We start from the raw sequence: 17,018 nt of genomic DNA, 5'->3' as shown, positions 1-17,018 counted from the left end.
AACTTATTCGTCGTCTTCGTCACCATAATATTTCACGCCAAGCGTGATCAGATCACGGCCCTGGGATTTTCGGTGCAGGTTGCTGTCACGCAGCGAATAGACACAGCCGCAATACTCCTGCTGATAGAAGTGCTCACGTTTGCTGATTTCTACCATGCGGGTTGAACCACCTTGCTTGCGCCAATTATAGTCCCAGTAGACCATGCCCGGATAGGGTGCGGCGGCACGAACGCCACAGCCCGTGATCTGCTGCATGTCTTTCCAGCGAGAAATACCGAGACAACTGGTAATGGCACTGAAGCCATGTTCAAAAGCATACAAGGCCGTTCGCTCAAAGCGCATGTCAAAACACATGGTGCAACGAATGCCGCGCTCAGGTTCCTTTTCCATGCCGCGCGCGCGCTCAAACCAGTTATCGCTGTCGTAGTCCGCATCAATAAAGGGAATACCGTGCTGCTCGGCAAAGCGCATATTCTCTTCTTTGCGCAGCGTATATTCTTTTTGTGGGTGAATATTGGGGTTATAGAAAAAGATACTGTACTCGATACCGGAAGCCTGAATCGCTTCCATCACTTCACCGGAGCAGGGCGCGCAACAAGAGTGCAGTAATAATCTCGAGTGTCCATTGGGAAGGGATAGTTTTTCGCGGATCAGTTCTGACATCTTTTACTCCCGTTGCTGAGGTTTTCTCTGTAAACATCGACGGTTTATCATGGTGGATGTCCATGATAAAAGACTGTGGATGACTGTCAAAAATTTCTTATCGGTTTCACTGGTGTACAGGATGGCACAGGGAACAACAGTGCTATGATATCGCTCGGGATGTTGACCGAAGAAGCGGGACGATGCCCGGCAATTGAATGTTAAGGACGCAGGCAATGCAACTAATGAGATCGCATCATATCCGCTGGCTCAGTTTGTTTATCGTGATGGGGGGATTATTACTTATTCTTCCTCTACATTTACTCGCGTGCTTTATCGCGGGTTTTGTCGTGTACGAACTGGTCAATGGGTTGACTCCTCACTTCCAGAAAGTGATCAGCGGTGAGCGCGCCCGCTGGCTGGTGGTGGCGTTGATCAGCACCATCGTGGTTAGCGCACTGATTCTGTCTGTCGTGGGGATCGCCAATTTCCTCATGCAAGATGTGAAAAACCCGGCGGCATTCAACGCGATGGTTTCGCGGTTGCTGACCGATGCACAAAGCCGCATTTCACCGGTGATGCTTCATTACATGCCAACCAGCATAGAAGAGTTGCAGCGCGAGTTTCTGCAATGGCTGCGTGAGCACGTTGCGATGATCCAAACCGTCGGGAAAAACGCAGCGCATATTTTTGTCACTATGCTGATTGGTATGATTTTAGGGGCCATCGTTTCTCTGCAGCGCTACGATAAAGATGCGCAACATGCCCCACTGAAAAGTGATTTATTGCAACGTATCCGCTTGCTGGGAGATGCCTTTCGCAACGTCGTTTTCGCTCAATTCCAGATTTCACTGATCAACACCGTGCTTTCGGGCGTGTTCTTGTTTGGCATCTTACCGCTGTTTGACATTCATCTGCCGCTGGCAAAAACGCTGGTGGCCTTTACCTTCGTCTGCGGGTTGTTGCCGGTGATCGGCAATCTTATCTCTAACACGGTAATTTTCATCGTTGGCTTGTCGCTCTCTTTATGGGTAGGCGGGCTGGTGCTGGCGTACTTGATTGTGATCCATAAGGTTGAATATTTTCTTAATGCGCGAATTGTGGGGACAAGGATTAAAGCCAAGTCGTGGGAAGTCCTGCTGGCGATGCTGATCTTTGAATCGGCCTTTGGTTTACCGGGCGTGGTTGCCGCGCCGATTTACTACGCGTATCTGAAAAGCGAACTAAAAGCTGCCCGCTTGATCTGATCGTCTTTTTCAGCCAAACCTCTACCTTACCGCCAGCGACGTGTCACGCTTGCCACGTCGCTGTGCAGACCTTAGCCATATATCCTGAAAAAAACAGATTCAGGCAAGTAATGGCGAGGATCGTTATAACGATTTTATCTTCCTATGGTCCATACTTCTTACCGTCAGTGCATCTTGCGCTGATGCATTTCGTCTATTGAACACCCCTCAGGAGAAAACAGATGACCCTTAACGTCCGAGGTTTTGCTGCCACGTCCGCTGATGCACCGTTGGCACCCCATAATTTTGTACGTCGCGATCCGCGTGATACTGACGTCGTTATCGACATTTTGTATTGTGGCGTTTGTCATTCAGACATCCACCAGGCACGCAATGAATGGCATCAGAGTATCTATCCGATGGTGCCTGGGCACGAAGTCATTGGCCGTGTCACGAAAGTCGGCGCCAAAGTCAAAGGCTTCAGCATCGGCGACACCGTGGGTGTGGGTTGTATGGTCGATTCTTGTCAGCACTGTGAGTCCTGCGCGGAAAGCCTGGAACAGTACTGTGAAGAAGGCGCGACCATGACCTATAACAGTTACGATCGTCATGACAACATGATGACCTATGGTGGCTATTCTGAGCAGATCGTGGTCGCTGAGAAGTTCGTGTTGCGCGTTTCTGATAAGCTGGATATTAAATCCGCTGCACCGTTGTTGTGTGCCGGTATCACCACCTATTCGCCACTCAAGCATTGGAAAGTCGGCAAAGGCCATAAAGTGGCGGTTGTCGGTTTGGGTGGTTTGGGCCATATGGGCCTGAAATTTGCCAAGGCGCTGGGCGCTGACGTGACTCTGTTCACCCGTTCAGCGGGCAAAGAGCAGGAAGCCTATCGGTTGGGTGCTGATCACGTCGTCATCTCAACAGATGCCAAACAGATGGAAGCGGTAAAAAGCCACTTTGATTTCATCCTTGATACTGTGCCAAACCAGCACGATCTGAACCCGTATCTTGACACCCTCAAGCGTGACGGTACCCATATTCTGGTTGGGTTGATCGAGCCTATCGAACCTGCACTGCACAGTGGTGCATTGGTCATGGGCCGCAAAACCGTGGCGGGTTCACTGATTGGCGGTATCGCGGAAACCCAGGAAATGCTGGATTTCTGTGCTGAGCACAATATTGGTTGCGACGTCGAAATGATCGATATGCAAGACATCAACGGTGCGTATGAACGTATGCTGAAAAGCGACGTGAAATACCGTTTCGTGGTGGACATGGCTTCACTTAAAAACGCGTAACGTCTCGCGGTAGTGCAGTAATACGTTGATAAACGCCTGTGGGTTTCTGCCTACAGGCGTTTTTTTACTCGTGGTGATATGAAATCTGGCCCATGAAATCATTGCGTGCTGAAATTTCATCTTTCCCTGTCTTGCTGGCTTTCCGCTAGGTGTCGGCGGTGGTATTCTTCGGCTTTCGCCGAGCGAAGGAAAATCAGTGGCAAAGAATTTTGATGAATTGATCAGAGATATTGATCTGATGATTGAACATGTGGATAGCCTGAAAAACCTTCCACCGCGTGCACAAATCGTCGCTGCAGTACCTGCTGACAAGCCTGCATATGACTCATTTTGTGAAATTTATGCGCTGAAAGCAGTGATGCGGGCATTTATTTCTTCGGTCGATACCATCGTTAAGGTCCAGATTGCTAAGAAAGTCGAACAGGATATTGGGCATCTTGAGAGCACGGTTCGCTCCATTGGGGGGGGCAATGCCGATGCGGAAGATGTTGCACAAATCACAGCCTATGTGCGTAAGGCTGTTTCTGAATTAATGGATTAAAGCGCTTCAGGCACAGGCATACGAAGTGGCATCGCCAACATTAAGCGTGGTGGGCGTTGTGTATGTCGGTGACGCCCGGGTGTGAAATAGGGCAGGGAGTAAGGGTTACTGTCGGCATTGTCACCAGAGACAAGAATCAAATGCACTATTTTGTGTGAATTGTGGAATGACACTTTTATCTTTTTTCGCTCAACGTATTGATAAAAAGAAGATTAAGAGCACAAAGAACGAGCAGGATGGTGCTTAAACCACCAATTTAGCCATTTTACAAAGATTATTTGATAAAAGAGTTGCTATTAGTAGGCTGTCATGAGTAAATACATCCCGGCCTGTGGTACAGACCTATTTATGCACGACATCCTGAGTAAAGTTGTTCAAATGTAATGCGTTATCCATGATAACACTGATCTGACGAATTTCCTTCTTAGTGCCTCCATAAGTAACGACTGAAATCCGGCTATAACATGCCCATGGCGGCGAAATTTTTATTTAAAAGGTAATTCTTATGTCAATGATGAAAGGTCAGGTTAAGTGGTTTAACGAGTCTAAAGGCTTTGGCTTCATCACTCCTGCTGACGGCAGCAAAGATGTGTTCGTACACTTCTCCGCTATCCAGGATCAAGGTTTCAAGACCCTGGCTGAAGGCCAGAATGTACAGTTCTCTATCGAGAACGGTGCTAAAGGTCCGTCTGCGGCAAACGTTACCGCTATCTAATCTCGCTTCTGCGCTGTTTACAGCACATTAACGTAGATTACAAAAACCCGCATATGCGGGTTTTTTTATGCCTGAATTTTGCCAAGCGTATCACCGTAGCGCGTTTAGCAAAGTCTGGAGCTGCATGCCTTTTTGACAGATCCTGTACTACAATCAATAGCATTGAAAATAATGAGATAACTCGATGAAAGTTAACGATCTGGTTACGGTAAAAACTGACGGCGGTCCGCGTCGTGAAGGTAAAGTTCTGGCGGTTGAGGAATTTTATGAGGGCGTGATGTATCTGGTGTCGCTGGAAGACTATCCGGCAGGCATCTGGTTCTTCAATGAAGGCGACAGTAAAGATGGCACCTTCGTTGAGCCACATGTCGTCAGTAAGTAAGGGGTGACCGATTAGCCCCGCGTCAGCACTGAGCTGGCCCGATAAAAAAACACCTGAAGGCAATAGCCTCAGGTGTTTTTTTTTAGTGCTGCCTGGCGATTTGTCTAACGCAACTTTCAACTTTCAACTTTCAACTATGACTACCGACCGACACTCAGAACGTTTCCCAATTTTGAGCGTTGGTGCTGACGGCTTTGGAAGCCCGTTTGGCATCTATCAGCGCTGGCGCCGGTTTACGGCTAACGGGGATAGCGCGTTCATCGAGGCGGAATACCGCCACAGCCTGCGTCAGGCGCTCTGCCTGCTCCTCCAGCGATGCCGCAGCCGCAGACGCTTCCTGTACCAGCGAGGCATTTTGCTGCGTCACTCCGTCCATCTCTGATACCGCCAGGCTAACCTGGCTAATACCGCGGCTCTGCTCGTCAGACGCGGAGGCTATCTCACCCATAATATCGGTGACGTGGCTGACGGCAGTGACAATTTCATACATGGTGTCGCCGGCATCGCCGACCAGAATGCTACCTTCACCGACATAATCAACGGACTCTTCAATCAGCGATTCAATCTCTTTTGCAGCTTGTGCGCTTCGTTGTGCCAGGTTGCGGACTTCGCTGGCCACGACGGCAAAACCACGACCTTGTTCACCGGCGCGTGCGGCTTCAACCGCAGCATTCAGTGCCAGAATATTAGTTTGGAACGCAATGCTGTTGATGACGCTGGTGATTTCTGCAATTTTTGTCGAACTGCGGGAAATATTGTCCATCGTACTGACTACGCTTGCGACAATATCGCCACCTTTTTGCGCTTTTTCGGAGGCATTTGCGGCCAGTTTACTGGCGTGATGGGCATTCTCTGAGTTGAGTTTTACCGTGGCTGTGAGCTGCTCCATGCTGGCGGCGGTTTGCTCCAACGCAGCGGCCTGTTGTTCGGTGCGGGAAGATAAATCCGTATTGCCGGAGGCTATCTCAGTCGAGCCCTGATAAATAGAGGTGGCCCCTTCGCGAACAATAAGTACTGTGTTGGCTAGCGATGACTGCATAATATCGACGTTGCTGCTCAGTACGCCGATTTCATTGCGACCGGCACTATCAGCAGGCTGGGTTAAGTCACCTTCGGCAATTTTCTGAATACGATTGACCAGCCGGTTAATCGGCATGATGATCACTGTGCGGATCACAAAATAAGTGATGATTGTCAGTATCAGCGCCAGTGCAAAACTGCCTCCCATCAATGCATAACCTAATTTAGCCTCAGATTGTGCTGCCTGGTTAATCTTGTTGGCAATGCCGGTACGGTAAGCAATCGCTGCCAGTAGGGGAATGTTGTTATTTTGATCTAGCCCGCGCACTGTTTCTGCTTCCTGAGAAATAACCTCCTCAAAATGAGCCTGACGAGCTGACTCTAGCATTGGCGTCAAGCCGAGTTTTAGATAGTTCTCGTAGGATTTTATCAGCGGTTCATCAAGGCGGATGTCAGTGGCGGTTTTATTTGGGCGGTTAATATATTGTGCGAAGGACAATTGCGACTGCTTAATGCGAGTTTCGGCGTCTTGGATATTCTTTTGGAATACCTCCTGATCGCCAATACGTGCGGCAGCAGCAGCCTGAATCAGTAACAGGCGTGCTGTACGTAGATGGTTGGAACTGTTCGACAGCGCCAGACGGATTTGCAGCTCCTGAGTGGCATTTTCCAGGGCCTCATTACTTTGTTTGAGAAAGAAACTGGAGGTACCAATCGAAAGGGCAAATAAAATGAGGATCCCGGACAAGATAGCGCTGATCAAGGTGATCAGACGAATGTTACCAATAAAAGAGATGTTTTTTTTGGCTGTGGCTAACGGGGTTTCCACCGTGAAATTATCCATATTATTCCGCTCTATTAATCGTGCATGCGCGGCAATTATGCAGCCCACGCGACAACAATGTAGGGCTTGCCTAGCGGCAAGACCTGCCCTGACGAAAAAACGCCATCCTATGTCATCGGCATTTCACGGCGGAAATTGAATGTATAAGTGGGATCCAGATCTCACTTCTGCTATTAACCAGACATGCCATTGGTCGCTTAAAAGAAGGGACACTACAGATTTACTGTCCGGGAAGATAAGCGATAGGCACTAGTTAACATAAATACCGCCAGTGAATTGATCGCTCAGTCGTACTACGTGATAAATAATGTGTTTATTGGCTGACTTTATTTTACGCTTGATATTGCTTTTGTAGGAAGAAACCGTTTTTACTTTAATGTGCAATTTATCCGAAATCTGAGCAGTGCTTTCTCCCGACATCCACATTTTCAACGTGTTAGACTCACTGCGGCTAAGTATCACTGGTGTAATATCCAGCGTCGTAAACTCAAGCCCAGATAAAACATAATTATCCATATAGTTACGAATCAACAGATTTAGGGTGACAGTCTTAATTGATTTTGACGAAATGATGACGTTTCTTCTAATGAAAACACACTCTTCAAAATGGGTGCGCGTTTCAGACATAAAGATAAAGAACAGCGTTTTGGGATACTGGCTGATTAAATTTCTTATCTGCTCGCTATTCTCATCATGGGGTTGCAAACAAGCCTCATTGATAAATATCACACCGGTTTCTTTTTGCAAACTCCTTAAACTTAACTGGTCAAAAGTACGAACAAAACTGACATTTTTTTCCTGAATACCGCTATCGCTTAATGACTGAAGTAGTCCGAGGCAGGTATAACTGCATGAATCTAAGATTATCGTTTGCATTGTCAATCCTCGTAGGACCTACCTATTGGTCATAATATTTACATCGTGCGCTATTTTTGTTGGTGGAAACTAAAATGCGGACTGCTGATACCCTTTTTGCAACAAAAGCCCATAGAGTTCAAAGGTATTTTTTAGCACATAATCGACATGAGTGTGCCAGTTAAATTTGATTTAAGTCGTTATGGGGGAAGGCGTTTCACTCGCAGGCGTTGCTGAGTGGCAATATTCTTAATAATGCTAGTCACATAGCGTGAATAGTTTAATAAAACTTTAGGATTTAGTGCAAGGAAGTTGATTAGCAGGATTATTATTTTTCGTGCAATTGTTAAAAACTAATAATGTATATTGTTACTGAACATTAATACAGCAGCGCAACAGCCTGGCGGCGGTCGTGGTTAATGGTGAATAGAGTGATCGGGTCCATTGCCGAATTTGAGAATCAGGCATTCAATCCTGCTTAATGAGAAGCTAAAGAAAATCGCACACTCCATGATTGTTAATATTCCCATAACCATTTATTAACCTGGAATGTAACAGATTCATCTTAAAAAAGACGTTGGCAAGCAGGTTTGATCAGCAGATAAAGGTTCGGTAAGGATCATTTAAAATTTGCGTAAGCGGTCTTTCATGCCGCTTACAGTGGCGATCTCACATGCCTGAAGCGTCATCCTGTGCAAGCTATTTTTAGCTCAAAGCACTTAATTTTATGGTACTCGCCATGTGAATTTTACGTTAGCCTTGAGGTCATAATTTTCACATGCCCTAGGTGCCTTTCGCGCAGTCTGGCACATTGCCTTTCGGCGGCGATAGACACTTATGGATAATTTACTGCATGGCACAGGAAACCCTTCTGGCATGGAACGAAGAGCATTTATTAAAGCATCAATGGCGTTTGCCGCCTACTGCGGGGTGCCAGCCATGGCATCCGTGTTCACGCGATCTGCAGCCGCAGCGCAAGAGAACGTAGCAGATGGTGGCGCCACCACTTTCGACTTCTCGGTGCTGCAAAAGATGGCCAGCTCCCTCGCTTCACAACCTTTTGGCGGTCCGCCTCAGCCTCTGCCGCAGACGCTGGCTGACCTGACGCCACAGGCCTATAACGCCATCCAGTACGATCACGACCATTCGCTGTGGCATGACCTCCCGAATCGTCAGCTCGACGTTGAGTTATTCCACGTCGGCATGGGCTTCAAACGCCGGGTGCGTATGTACTCGGTAGATACCGAGCAGCATCTGGCCCGTGAAATTCACTTCCGTCCCGAGCTGTTCAAATACCACGATGCGGGTGTGAAAACCGAACAACTCGAAGGTATTACCAACCTCGGATTTGCCGGATTTAAAGTCAACAAAGCACCTGAGCTGACCCGCCGGGACGTGGTGTCGTTTCTCGGTGCCAGCTATTTCCGTGCGGTGGATGACACTTATCAGTATGGTCTGTCAGCACGAGGTGTGGCGGTAGATACTTTCGCCGGCGTGCCTGAAGAGTTCCCAGACTTCACCGCTTTCTGGTTTGACACGCCAAAATCGGGCGATACCACCTTCACGGTTTACGCGTTGCTCGATGGCCCGAGCATCACCGGTGCCTATCGCTTCATCATTCACTGCGAACCGACCCGCGTGGTGATGGAAATCGAAAAGCATATCAACGCCCGTAAAGACATTAAACAGCTCGGCATCTCGCCAATGACCAGCATGTATAGCTGTGGCACCAGCGAACGTGGCCGCTGCGATACTATTCACCCGCAAATTCATGACTCAGATCGTCTGGCGATGTGGCGCGGAAATGGTGAATGGGTATGTCGTCCGCTGAATAATCCGAAGAAGTTACAGTTCAACGCCTTTGCTGATGAAAATCCAAAAGGGTTCGGCCTGTTACAACTGGATCATGAGTTCAATAACTATCAGGACGTGATCGGCTGGTATAACAAACGCCCGAGCCTGTGGGTGGAGCCGGTAGGAGACTGGGGGAAAGGGGCGGTCAATCTGCTGGAAATCCCGACCACCGGTGAAACGCTGGATAACATTGTCTGCTTTTGGCAGCCGGAGAAACCGGTCAAGGCCGGTGACTCGTTCGATTTCAGTTACAAACTCTACTGGAGCAGCACGCCACCAGAGCACAGCCCGCTGGACAACGTGCTGGCCACCCGCACTGGCATGGGAGGATTCCCTGAAGGGTGGGCGCCGGGAGAACATTACCCAAAAGTCTGGGCACGCCGTTTCGCTGTTGATTTTATTGGTGGTGAGTTGAAAGCCAACGCCGACAAAGGCCTGGCACCGGTGATCAACGTGTCAGCCGGTAAAATTAAAGATATCGAAATCCTGTATGTGCAGCCGTTTGACGGCTATCGCATTTTGTTCGACTGGTATCCGGATAGCGATTCAGTCGAGCCGGTTGAGTTGCGTATGTATGTTAAAACCGGCAATACCGCACTCACTGAAACCTGGTTATATCAGTACTTCCCGCCAGCCCCAGACCAACGTCGTTATATCGATGACCGCCAGATGAGTTAACCACGATTTGTTTACCGATCATCAATAACAAAGCCCCGTCTCTTCCGAGCGGGGCTTCTTGTTTTACGCTATTTCGCCGATGAATGAGACGCTTGTTCTTGCTGATTTACCCGACACAGGAGACCTCAGCGGCATTGGGTTTATAAAACAAATTATTCAGAATGCTTTTACCAGCATGGCTCGCTGCGCAGGTTCATGACCTGTCCTCATCAAGGCGTCGAAGGATTTCTCCATCACTTTGACTTGCTGCAAAAACTCTTGTGGTGAAAAGTCATGTGACTTACCGCTCATGTATGCAAGAGCTAATTCTTTTGCCTGGTAACGCTGGAAGTTATACATGTTATCCCTCAATTCCGTCATGTTTGGCGCCGCATCAGGTTTGCTGTGTTCACTCACCCAAATCGCCGAATGTGTTTAGCGCATCGGGATGCGTTTTGTGCTGCCTTGATACCACGCCAATTCTCTGGGAATTCATTAATGTTGAAAGTTAAACAGAATGGTTAATAACGAGCTGAATCGTTTGCAGCTGCTCATGTCGTGCTGCCAATACGAAGCATTCTACTGACTCTTTTGATAAATAAAAGGCGCATTTATTTATAGATTTGATAGTTAAAACCTTGCGTTGGAAGATTGGGTGCCGAAGAGAATAATTTTTATTGCGCCGTTTTTCCTGATGTTTTTTCCTTACCATTTCATGCGGTTATTATTAGATTTAATAATGTGAATTTACTGTGCAGAAGCGTAGTCTCAAGGTAGGTTTTTCAACGGAAAGAGGTCTTTATCATGAGTAAATTTATCTTCTCTTCGCCACGAAAATACGTACAAGGTAGCGGTGTGCTGGATGAACTGGGGGAGTACCTGCCTGCGCTGGGGGGTAAGTCTCTGCTGATCGCCGATGATAGGGTATGGGGCATTATTGGCGAGCGCGTGACAGCCTCACTGAAAAAAGCCGAAGTGCCCTTCCTCTATGAGCCATTTAAAGGTGAAGCGTCATCCAATGAGATCACCCGACTGGCTGAGATTGCCCGCAAAGCCGGCACTCATGTCGTGGTTGGGCTTGGCGGCGGTAAGACGCTAGATACCGCCAAAGCGATTGCTGACGAACTCAAACAGAACGTGGTAATCGTCCCGACCGTGGCCTCGACCGATGCACCTTGCAGTGCGCTTTCGGTCATTTATACCGACACAGGCGTGTTTGATACTTACCGTTTCTACGATAAAAACCCGGATCTGGTGCTGGTGGATACCCAAGTTTGCGCGCAGGCGCCAGTGCGTCTGTTTGCCTCCGGCATTGCGGATGGTTTGGCGACCTTCGTCGAAGCGCAAGCCGTACTGCGTTCGCATTCACAATCAATGGTGGGCGGTGACCCGACTATTGCCGGTATGGCGATTGCCGAAGCTTGTGAAAAAACCCTGCTGACTTATGGCTACAGTGCTTACACCGCCGTAGAGCAAAAGCTGGTGACGCCAGCCGTTGAAGCCGTCGTTGAAGCCAATACGCTGCTGTCTGGGCTAGGTTTTGAAAACGCAGGTTTGGCGGGCGCACATGCGATCCACAATGGTTTTACTGCGATTTCAGGGGATATTCACCACTTGACCCACGGTGAGAAAGTCGCTTATGGCACGTTAACGCAGATGGTGCTTGAACAGCGTCCGGACCAGGAAATTGCCCGTTATGTGCGTTTTTATCGCGCCATCAAAATGCCGACCACGTTAAAAGAGATGCATCTTGAAAATGAATCTTACGAAAACCTGGTGAAGGTGGGCGCGTTGGCCGGTGGCAAGGGCGATACCCTCGGTAACCTGAATCAACATTTGTCACCGGAAGATGTCGCTAACGCTATTCTGGCCGTGGATGCATTCAGTAAAACAGTTAAGTGATCGTGATGCTCCCCCGGTTACGGGGGAGATTTTCTACACTCTCGCCAGCACCCACGGCAACAATGCGGGTAATTGGGACAACAGATATAACACCAGGCCGATAAACGCCCCAACCAAGGTGCCGTTGATACGGATAAACTGTAGGTCCTTGCCGATATTAAGCTCAATTTGCCGTGACATATCCTTTGCGTCCCAACTTTTTACCGTGTCGCTAATATGCCGGGTGAGGAACTCGGCGAAATCCGGTGCCATTCTGGCCGCGACCGTTTCCATCTGCGTATTCAGCGACGCGCGCAATGTGGGATCGTGCTCCAGCGCCTGACCGAGCCACTGACCGGATTCCGTTATTTTGGCGCGTACTTTGGAATCTGGGTTGTCGACGTCGTCTTTCAACCATCCCCGCATATCGCTCCACAGCTGCATGACGTAGCCATTGAGTTTTCTGTCATTCTTCAGATATTGCTTAATCTCTTCCGCTTTTTGGGCGATGGCTGGGTCATGTTGTAATTTTCCTATTAATCCCTGTACCGAACGGTCAAAACCTTTGCGGAAAGCATGGGTTTTATCGTTACCCATGTCATCAAGTACGGAATTGACCGCGTTCGACACCATCTCAGCGCCATTTTTGCCGAGCCAGCCGGTAGGCAGCAATTTGGCCGTGAGAGGATGTTCACGCTTCATCCAGCTCACAATCTGACTGGAGATAAGCGTTCGGGTGCTCTCTTTGGCTAACAACAGCTCGAGCTGATCCATAGCTTGATCCAGTAGCTCCTGATGACGACCGTCTTTGGTCAGACTTTCCAATACTGTGGCCAACGACTGTGATAAATCGATTTTGTCGATCACGCGAAACAGCCCCCGTTTGATCAACTGGGCGATGCGCTGATCGTCTGTGACATCGAGAAAACTCCGCATTATTTTGATCATATACCCGGCGAAGCGCGGGGCGTTGTCCGGCGCATTCAGCCACTCGGAGAGCATCTGGGCAGGATCATGCTGGCGAATCAATTCGACAATGGAGGCGGGCGCGAGGAACTTTTCCTGCACGAAGACCGCCAGATTATCGGCAATTTTGTCTTTGTTCTTGGGGATAATCGCTGTGTGTGCCGCGATAAACGGCACTGGCACCCGACGAAAAAGCGCGACTATCGCAAACCAGTCAGCCAGCGCGCCAACCATCGCGGCTTCACAAATCGCCTTCAGCCCAGAGACCCAAAAGTTAGGGGGGAGAAAAAGTGTGACAACAAACAAGGCCGCGGCGAACAGCAGCAGCCCCAGCGCATTACGTTTACTTCGATGAAGTTCTTGTTCTTTATCCATTACAGGAGTTTAGGAACTGGTTTACCCGCTGTCAGCTTTTTTCTCATGGCGAAACGCGCAGCAGATAAAATGAGAAGAGTCATTGATATCAACTCACGGCGCATTACACTGCGTACAGAATTTTATATCACGCGTATTCAGGGTAAATCCTGCCCGGCGGCGCGTCGGTTACTTAGCGTGAATTGGAAACTAAAAGGAAACAGGGAATGAATTGGAATGATGTCATTATTGCGGGCGCGGTTGCTGCCATTCTGGGGGGGGTGCTGCAGGCCCTGAACAAGAAAGGTAAAATTGGCCGTACGCCCGCCATTATTATTTTTCTGGTGGTGATCCTGGGTGGGAATTTTCTGTATGAGGGCGTGATCAAACCACGTCTGGCGGGTGATGTTCAGACGCAGGAAATCGATCAGATGCTCTCTGCTTTACCTATTTACAGCACCATTAAAGCGCAGGAACCGGCGTTGTACAGCCAGATCCGCAGCAATATTCTTCGGCTGAAGAAAGAGGGTAAAACCCAGCAGGAAGCTATTGATACAGTTAAGCCAATGGTGTCAGACTTGCTTTCCCGCCGGATGAATACGGCACCGGATGTCAACGTGATAGCCGCCATGAAGGTCAGTCTCGAAGAGATGCAGGCCCTGCAAGCCCGTAACGACGGCAGCTGTTTTAAATTCCTTTATCCGCAGATTAATGGCGGGGTTAACACTGCGCAGGTTCTTTCACCTGAGCTGTTTAAGAAAGATTTGGACACTATGAATGCCTTGCTGCTGGCCAGCGGTAGTGGTCAGACTGCGCAACCCACCGTGGTTAGCGGCGAAAAAATCAAGGTACTGATGGTACCGGTACGTCAGGCATTACAGGATAAATACGGCGATAAATTGCAAATGTTCAATGATTTAGGCGCTGAGGATGTAGACCGTGCCCAAGTTTGCGACATTTCTATCACCCTCTATACCGGTATTCTGGCACTGCCGATGCAGGACTCAGCGGCTATATTGCGCCTGATGCTGGGTAAGCAAGGCTAAAAACGGTCGTCGATACCCCCCGTGATGCTACCGCGTTGGGTATTGGCGCATCGGAAACTATTTACGAACTTTATCTGTAATACAGAAAAAACCTGATCTTTAAACGTCAATGAGTGGCTATTCTAATCACACTGAAAAATAATAATTCCCCAGGTTACGGATACATTCCTTTATGCATAATTTCTTCAAAGCGTCGGTGATGTGGACACTGCTGTTATGGTTGTTAGCCGCACCTGTGATGGCACTGGCTGCCGGGGATAATACGGCGCCAAAAACGACACTCGCCGAAGGTGAAACGGCGACTGGACCGGTAAAAATTGATGCCCCGGCGACGCTGACTGCGCTGCAAAAACGGCTTGATGCGATCAAACAGCAAGTGGCGACGGCCAAAACCGAGAAAAAACTCAGTGCGCTAAATGATGATGCGCTGAAGCTTGCGGAAGATGCTGACAAGCTGGTGGTGGCGCTTGGGCCGCAGCGGGCGCAGGTCCAATCACAGGTTGAAGTGCTGGGTCCAGCTCCGGCCGCAGGCGCATTACCCGAAACGACAGAGGTGGTCCGCCAGCGCAGCAAATTGAGTGCCAGTAAAACCTTACTGGATGCTCAAATTGAGCAAGCTACCGCTATCCGTACCGGTGCGCAGAACTTGTCGTCACAAATCGGTGCGCTGCGACGCGACACGTTGAAAACGCAGATTGCCCTTAATTCAGGCAGTATTTTCAGTGTTAATTTTTGGTCGCCCTTGCTTTCTCCGCAAGATAACGATATTGCCCGTTTTGATGATTTCAATTCGCAGATTAAAAGTGCCTGGGATCAGGCGTGGCAACCCGAGTGGCGGGTAGGATCTGCGCTTTATCTCTTGTTGGCGCTGGTGGCTGGAGTGTTTGGCCGCCGACTATTCGACCACCCTCTGGGCTGGATACTGCCGCGTTGGTTGCCTGGAGGGCGACTGCGGCGGAGTTTGCTGGCGACGATAACGACCACGATTATTGTGGTCGCCCAGTGGATGTGCGCGATGTTGTTTTGCCGCTTCTTTACTCGTCTGCCAGATACATCGCCGGCGTTGCTCGAATTTGCCAACGCGATTATCGGGCTGGCGATCTTATCCTCTCTGGTTGCCGGGCTGGGCTCGGCGCTGTTGTCGAACCGTCATCCTTCATGGCGGTTGCCCGCGGTTTCTGATCCTATCGCCAAAACCATGGCACCATTCCCGATCGTGCTGGCATCATTTATCTTTCTTTTCGGCATTGTTGAAGAGATGAATAATCTGGTCGGCTCCAGCGTGGCAGTGACACTGTTCGGTAACGGTATCTCGGCGCTATTGGTGGCGGTCAGTTGCCTGGTTGTTCCTGTCCGGGTCAACCGTATGCGTCGCCGCATGTTGGCACGTGATGAACAGCCGGAAGCGCGCTCTACCATGGCCGGTTTGATCAATCTGGCCATCAGCGCCACTGCCGTTGCCATCGTGGTTTGCCTGATGATTGGTTACATTCCGCTGGCCCGTTTCCTGACGTATGAACTGGTCTGGGTTGGACTGGTCCTAACCTGCCTCTATTTGCTTATTAATCTCGTGGTTGATTTTAGCGAAAGCTTCTTTGCACCGACAACCTACAGCGGCCGCCTGCTCAAAAGTAGCCTGAGTGTTAATGAGCGTCATCTGTCATTGGCGGCCACACTGTTTGCGGCCATAGGTAAGGCCCTGTTGGTGTTGTTCGCGGTAGTGGCGTTGCTTAATGGTACTTTCGGTACGACGACGCCGCTGGAATTACTCAGCAAAGTGGTGGATATCTGGGGAGGTAAAGGGCTGGAAAGCATCAATGTCATCCCGGCACATGCGGTCAACGCTATTTTGTGTCTGTTGGTGGGGTGGTATGTATTGCGTTCTGCCAAACTTTGGCTGGATAACGATTTCCTGCCCAAAACCATGATGGACCGAGGGATGCGCGCTTCGTTGGTAACACTATTTACCAACGTGGGTTACGTGCTGATTATTTTGCTGACCTTATCCACGTTGGGTATTGAGTGGAACAAATTGGCGTGGATCGTCAGTGCGCTGTCAGTCGGTATTGGTTTTGGTTTGCAGGAGATTGTGAAGAACTTTATCTCTGGCCTGATCCTGCTGACCGAGCGTCCGGTAAAAGTGGGGGATCTGGTGACGATCAGCGGTGTGGAAGGGGATATCCGCCGTATCAATGTGCGCGCGACGGAAATTCAACTGAGCGACCGTTCAACGGTGATAGTGCCGAATTCGCAGTTCATCTCGCAAAACGTACGCAACGCCACCATGGGGAATGCCCAAGGGGTCGCCACGATCACACTGACATTCCCACTGGATATTGACCCAGAACAGGTACGCTCGCTGTTGTTGGAATGCTACGTGTTGCATGAAGCTATTCTCGACAATCCGGCACCGTCGGTCAGTTTCAACGAGCTCGGCCCGACCGGAATTGTGCTCAGTATCACCGGCTACGTTGCCAGCCCGCGTATGGTCGGTGGAACCAAAAGTGATTTGCGGTATGAAATCCTCAAAGCGCTGCGCGCTGCCGGTATTAGCCTGATTCAGACGCAAACCATGTTGTTGGAGCAGCCAGTCGAAAAACGGTAGGGTTTTCTGACGCGGCGGGCTTTTTGGGCTTTGGGAAAGCCCGGAAAGGCTTTTTCCAATTCAGCTTCAACGTCAACGTCAACGTCGAGCCTTGGGTTGCCACCCAAACTGGCCTTTACATTCAAACTT

14 protein-coding genes are annotated in these 17,018 nt (G+C 49.5%); 9 read left to right on the top strand and 5 right to left on the bottom strand.

Translation table 11 applies throughout. The annotated features are described in order from the left end of the window. Positions 1–3 precede the first annotated feature (3 nt). Positions 4–663, bottom strand: coding sequence for an epoxyqueuosine reductase QueH (locus IEV89_RS03965; protein WP_188470653.1), 660 nt, complete (start codon positions 661–663; stop codon positions 4–6). Positions 664–878: 215 nt separating this feature from the next. Here IEV89_RS03965 and IEV89_RS03960 point away from each other — a divergent pair, with 215 nt between their 5' ends. The 5 genes from IEV89_RS03960 to dsrB all read left to right on the top strand — a co-directional run bounded on the left by IEV89_RS03960 (position 879) and on the right by dsrB (position 4,807). After that, the gene (locus IEV89_RS03960) at positions 879–1,889 is read left to right on the top strand and encodes an AI-2E family transporter (RefSeq protein ID WP_188470651.1); all 1,011 of its coding nucleotides are present in this window, start codon (positions 879–881) and stop codon (positions 1,887–1,889) included. A 221-nt stretch (positions 1,890–2,110) separates the two neighbouring features. Beyond that, entirely contained in the window at positions 2,111–3,169 is a 1,059-nt protein-coding gene (locus tag IEV89_RS03955; RefSeq protein ID WP_188470649.1) for an NAD(P)-dependent alcohol dehydrogenase, read from the top strand. A 196-nt stretch (positions 3,170–3,365) separates the two neighbouring features. Continuing rightward, entirely contained in the window at positions 3,366–3,710 is a 345-nt protein-coding gene (locus IEV89_RS03950; RefSeq protein WP_188470647.1) for a hypothetical protein, read from the top strand. 505 nt (positions 3,711–4,215) lie between these two features. After that, positions 4,216–4,425 carry a transcription antiterminator/RNA stability regulator CspE gene (cspE, locus tag IEV89_RS03945; protein WP_034789491.1) on the top strand — a complete coding sequence of 70 codons (210 nt, stop codon included), beginning with the start codon at positions 4,216–4,218 and terminating at the stop codon, positions 4,423–4,425. Between the two features lie 184 nt (positions 4,426–4,609). Continuing rightward, the gene (gene dsrB, locus IEV89_RS03940) at positions 4,610–4,807 is read left to right on the top strand and encodes a protein DsrB (protein ID WP_188470644.1); all 198 of its coding nucleotides are present in this window, start codon (positions 4,610–4,612) and stop codon (positions 4,805–4,807) included. A 154-nt stretch (positions 4,808–4,961) separates the two neighbouring features. Here dsrB and IEV89_RS03935 read toward each other — a convergent pair whose 3' ends face one another. Together IEV89_RS03935 and rcsA are read right to left on the bottom strand one after the other, a co-directional pair. Beyond that, the gene (locus IEV89_RS03935; protein ID WP_188470642.1) at positions 4,962–6,671 is read right to left on the bottom strand and encodes a methyl-accepting chemotaxis protein; all 1,710 of its coding nucleotides are present in this window, start codon (positions 6,669–6,671) and stop codon (positions 4,962–4,964) included. 249 nt (positions 6,672–6,920) lie between these two features. Continuing rightward, on the bottom strand, positions 6,921–7,547 hold the full coding sequence (gene rcsA / locus IEV89_RS03930; protein ID WP_188470640.1) for a transcriptional regulator RcsA: 627 nt from the start codon (positions 7,545–7,547) through the stop codon (positions 6,921–6,923). 855 nt (positions 7,548–8,402) lie between these two features. Between rcsA and IEV89_RS03925 the strand changes: the two genes are divergently transcribed. Beyond that, positions 8,403–10,058 (top strand): glucan biosynthesis protein D, encoded by a 1,656-nt coding sequence (locus tag IEV89_RS03925; protein ID WP_188470638.1) that lies wholly within the window; start codon positions 8,403–8,405, stop codon positions 10,056–10,058. 156 nt (positions 10,059–10,214) lie between these two features. Here the strand turns inward: IEV89_RS03925 and IEV89_RS03920 are convergent, their stop codons facing one another. After that, positions 10,215–10,397 carry a hypothetical protein gene (locus IEV89_RS03920; RefSeq protein ID WP_188471332.1) on the bottom strand — a complete coding sequence of 61 codons (183 nt, stop codon included), beginning with the start codon at positions 10,395–10,397 and terminating at the stop codon, positions 10,215–10,217. A 444-nt stretch (positions 10,398–10,841) separates the two neighbouring features. Between IEV89_RS03920 and IEV89_RS03915 the strand changes: the two genes are divergently transcribed. Further along, on the top strand, positions 10,842–11,939 hold the full coding sequence (locus tag IEV89_RS03915; protein WP_188470636.1) for a glycerol dehydrogenase: 1,098 nt from the start codon (positions 10,842–10,844) through the stop codon (positions 11,937–11,939). Positions 11,940–11,972: 33 nt separating this feature from the next. On the opposite strand, the gene IEV89_RS03910 is transcribed toward IEV89_RS03915, so the two are convergent. Next, positions 11,973–13,259, bottom strand: coding sequence for a DUF445 domain-containing protein (locus IEV89_RS03910; protein WP_188470634.1), 1,287 nt, complete (start codon positions 13,257–13,259; stop codon positions 11,973–11,975). 206 nt (positions 13,260–13,465) lie between these two features. Here IEV89_RS03910 and IEV89_RS03905 point away from each other — a divergent pair, with 206 nt between their 5' ends. Then, positions 13,466–14,284, top strand: a complete 819-nt coding sequence (locus tag IEV89_RS03905; protein ID WP_188470632.1) for a hypothetical protein — start codon at positions 13,466–13,468, stop codon at positions 14,282–14,284. Between the two features lie 172 nt (positions 14,285–14,456). Beyond that, positions 14,457–16,889: a DUF3772 domain-containing protein gene (locus IEV89_RS03900; RefSeq protein WP_188470630.1), complete on the top strand. Its 2,433-nt coding sequence runs from the start codon at positions 14,457–14,459 to the stop codon at positions 16,887–16,889. The last annotated feature ends 129 nt before the right edge of the window (positions 16,890–17,018 follow it).

Origin of the sequence: Hafnia psychrotolerans, assembly GCF_014639435.1 — a bacterium.
GTDB lineage: Bacteria > Pseudomonadota > Gammaproteobacteria > Enterobacterales > Enterobacteriaceae > Ewingella > Ewingella psychrotolerans.
This window is presented reverse-complemented; position numbering and strand designations above follow the sequence as displayed.

Bases quoted from the DNA above. Each gene is read 5' to 3' on its own strand.
- IEV89_RS03965 (WP_188470653.1), bottom strand. From the start codon at position 663: ATGTCAGAACTGATCCGCGAAAAACTATCCCTTCCCAATGGACACTCG.
- IEV89_RS03960 (WP_188470651.1), top strand. From the start codon at position 879: ATGCAACTAATGAGATCGCATCATATCCGCTGGCTCAGTTTGTTTATC.
- IEV89_RS03955 (WP_188470649.1), top strand. From the start codon at position 2,111: ATGACCCTTAACGTCCGAGGTTTTGCTGCCACGTCCGCTGATGCACCG.
- cspE (WP_034789491.1), top strand. From the start codon at position 4,216: ATGTCAATGATGAAAGGTCAGGTTAAGTGGTTTAACGAGTCTAAAGGC.
- dsrB (WP_188470644.1), top strand. From the start codon at position 4,610: ATGAAAGTTAACGATCTGGTTACGGTAAAAACTGACGGCGGTCCGCGT.
- IEV89_RS03935 (WP_188470642.1), bottom strand. From the start codon at position 6,671: ATGGATAATTTCACGGTGGAAACCCCGTTAGCCACAGCCAAAAAAAAC.
- rcsA (WP_188470640.1), bottom strand. From the start codon at position 7,547: ATGCAAACGATAATCTTAGATTCATGCAGTTATACCTGCCTCGGACTA.
- IEV89_RS03925 (WP_188470638.1), top strand. From the start codon at position 8,403: ATGGAACGAAGAGCATTTATTAAAGCATCAATGGCGTTTGCCGCCTAC.
- IEV89_RS03920 (WP_188471332.1), bottom strand. From the start codon at position 10,397: ATGTATAACTTCCAGCGTTACCAGGCAAAAGAATTAGCTCTTGCATAC.
- IEV89_RS03915 (WP_188470636.1), top strand. From the start codon at position 10,842: ATGAGTAAATTTATCTTCTCTTCGCCACGAAAATACGTACAAGGTAGC.
- IEV89_RS03910 (WP_188470634.1), bottom strand. From the start codon at position 13,259: ATGGATAAAGAACAAGAACTTCATCGAAGTAAACGTAATGCGCTGGGG.
- IEV89_RS03905 (WP_188470632.1), top strand. From the start codon at position 13,466: ATGAATTGGAATGATGTCATTATTGCGGGCGCGGTTGCTGCCATTCTG.
- IEV89_RS03900 (WP_188470630.1), top strand. From the start codon at position 14,457: ATGCATAATTTCTTCAAAGCGTCGGTGATGTGGACACTGCTGTTATGG.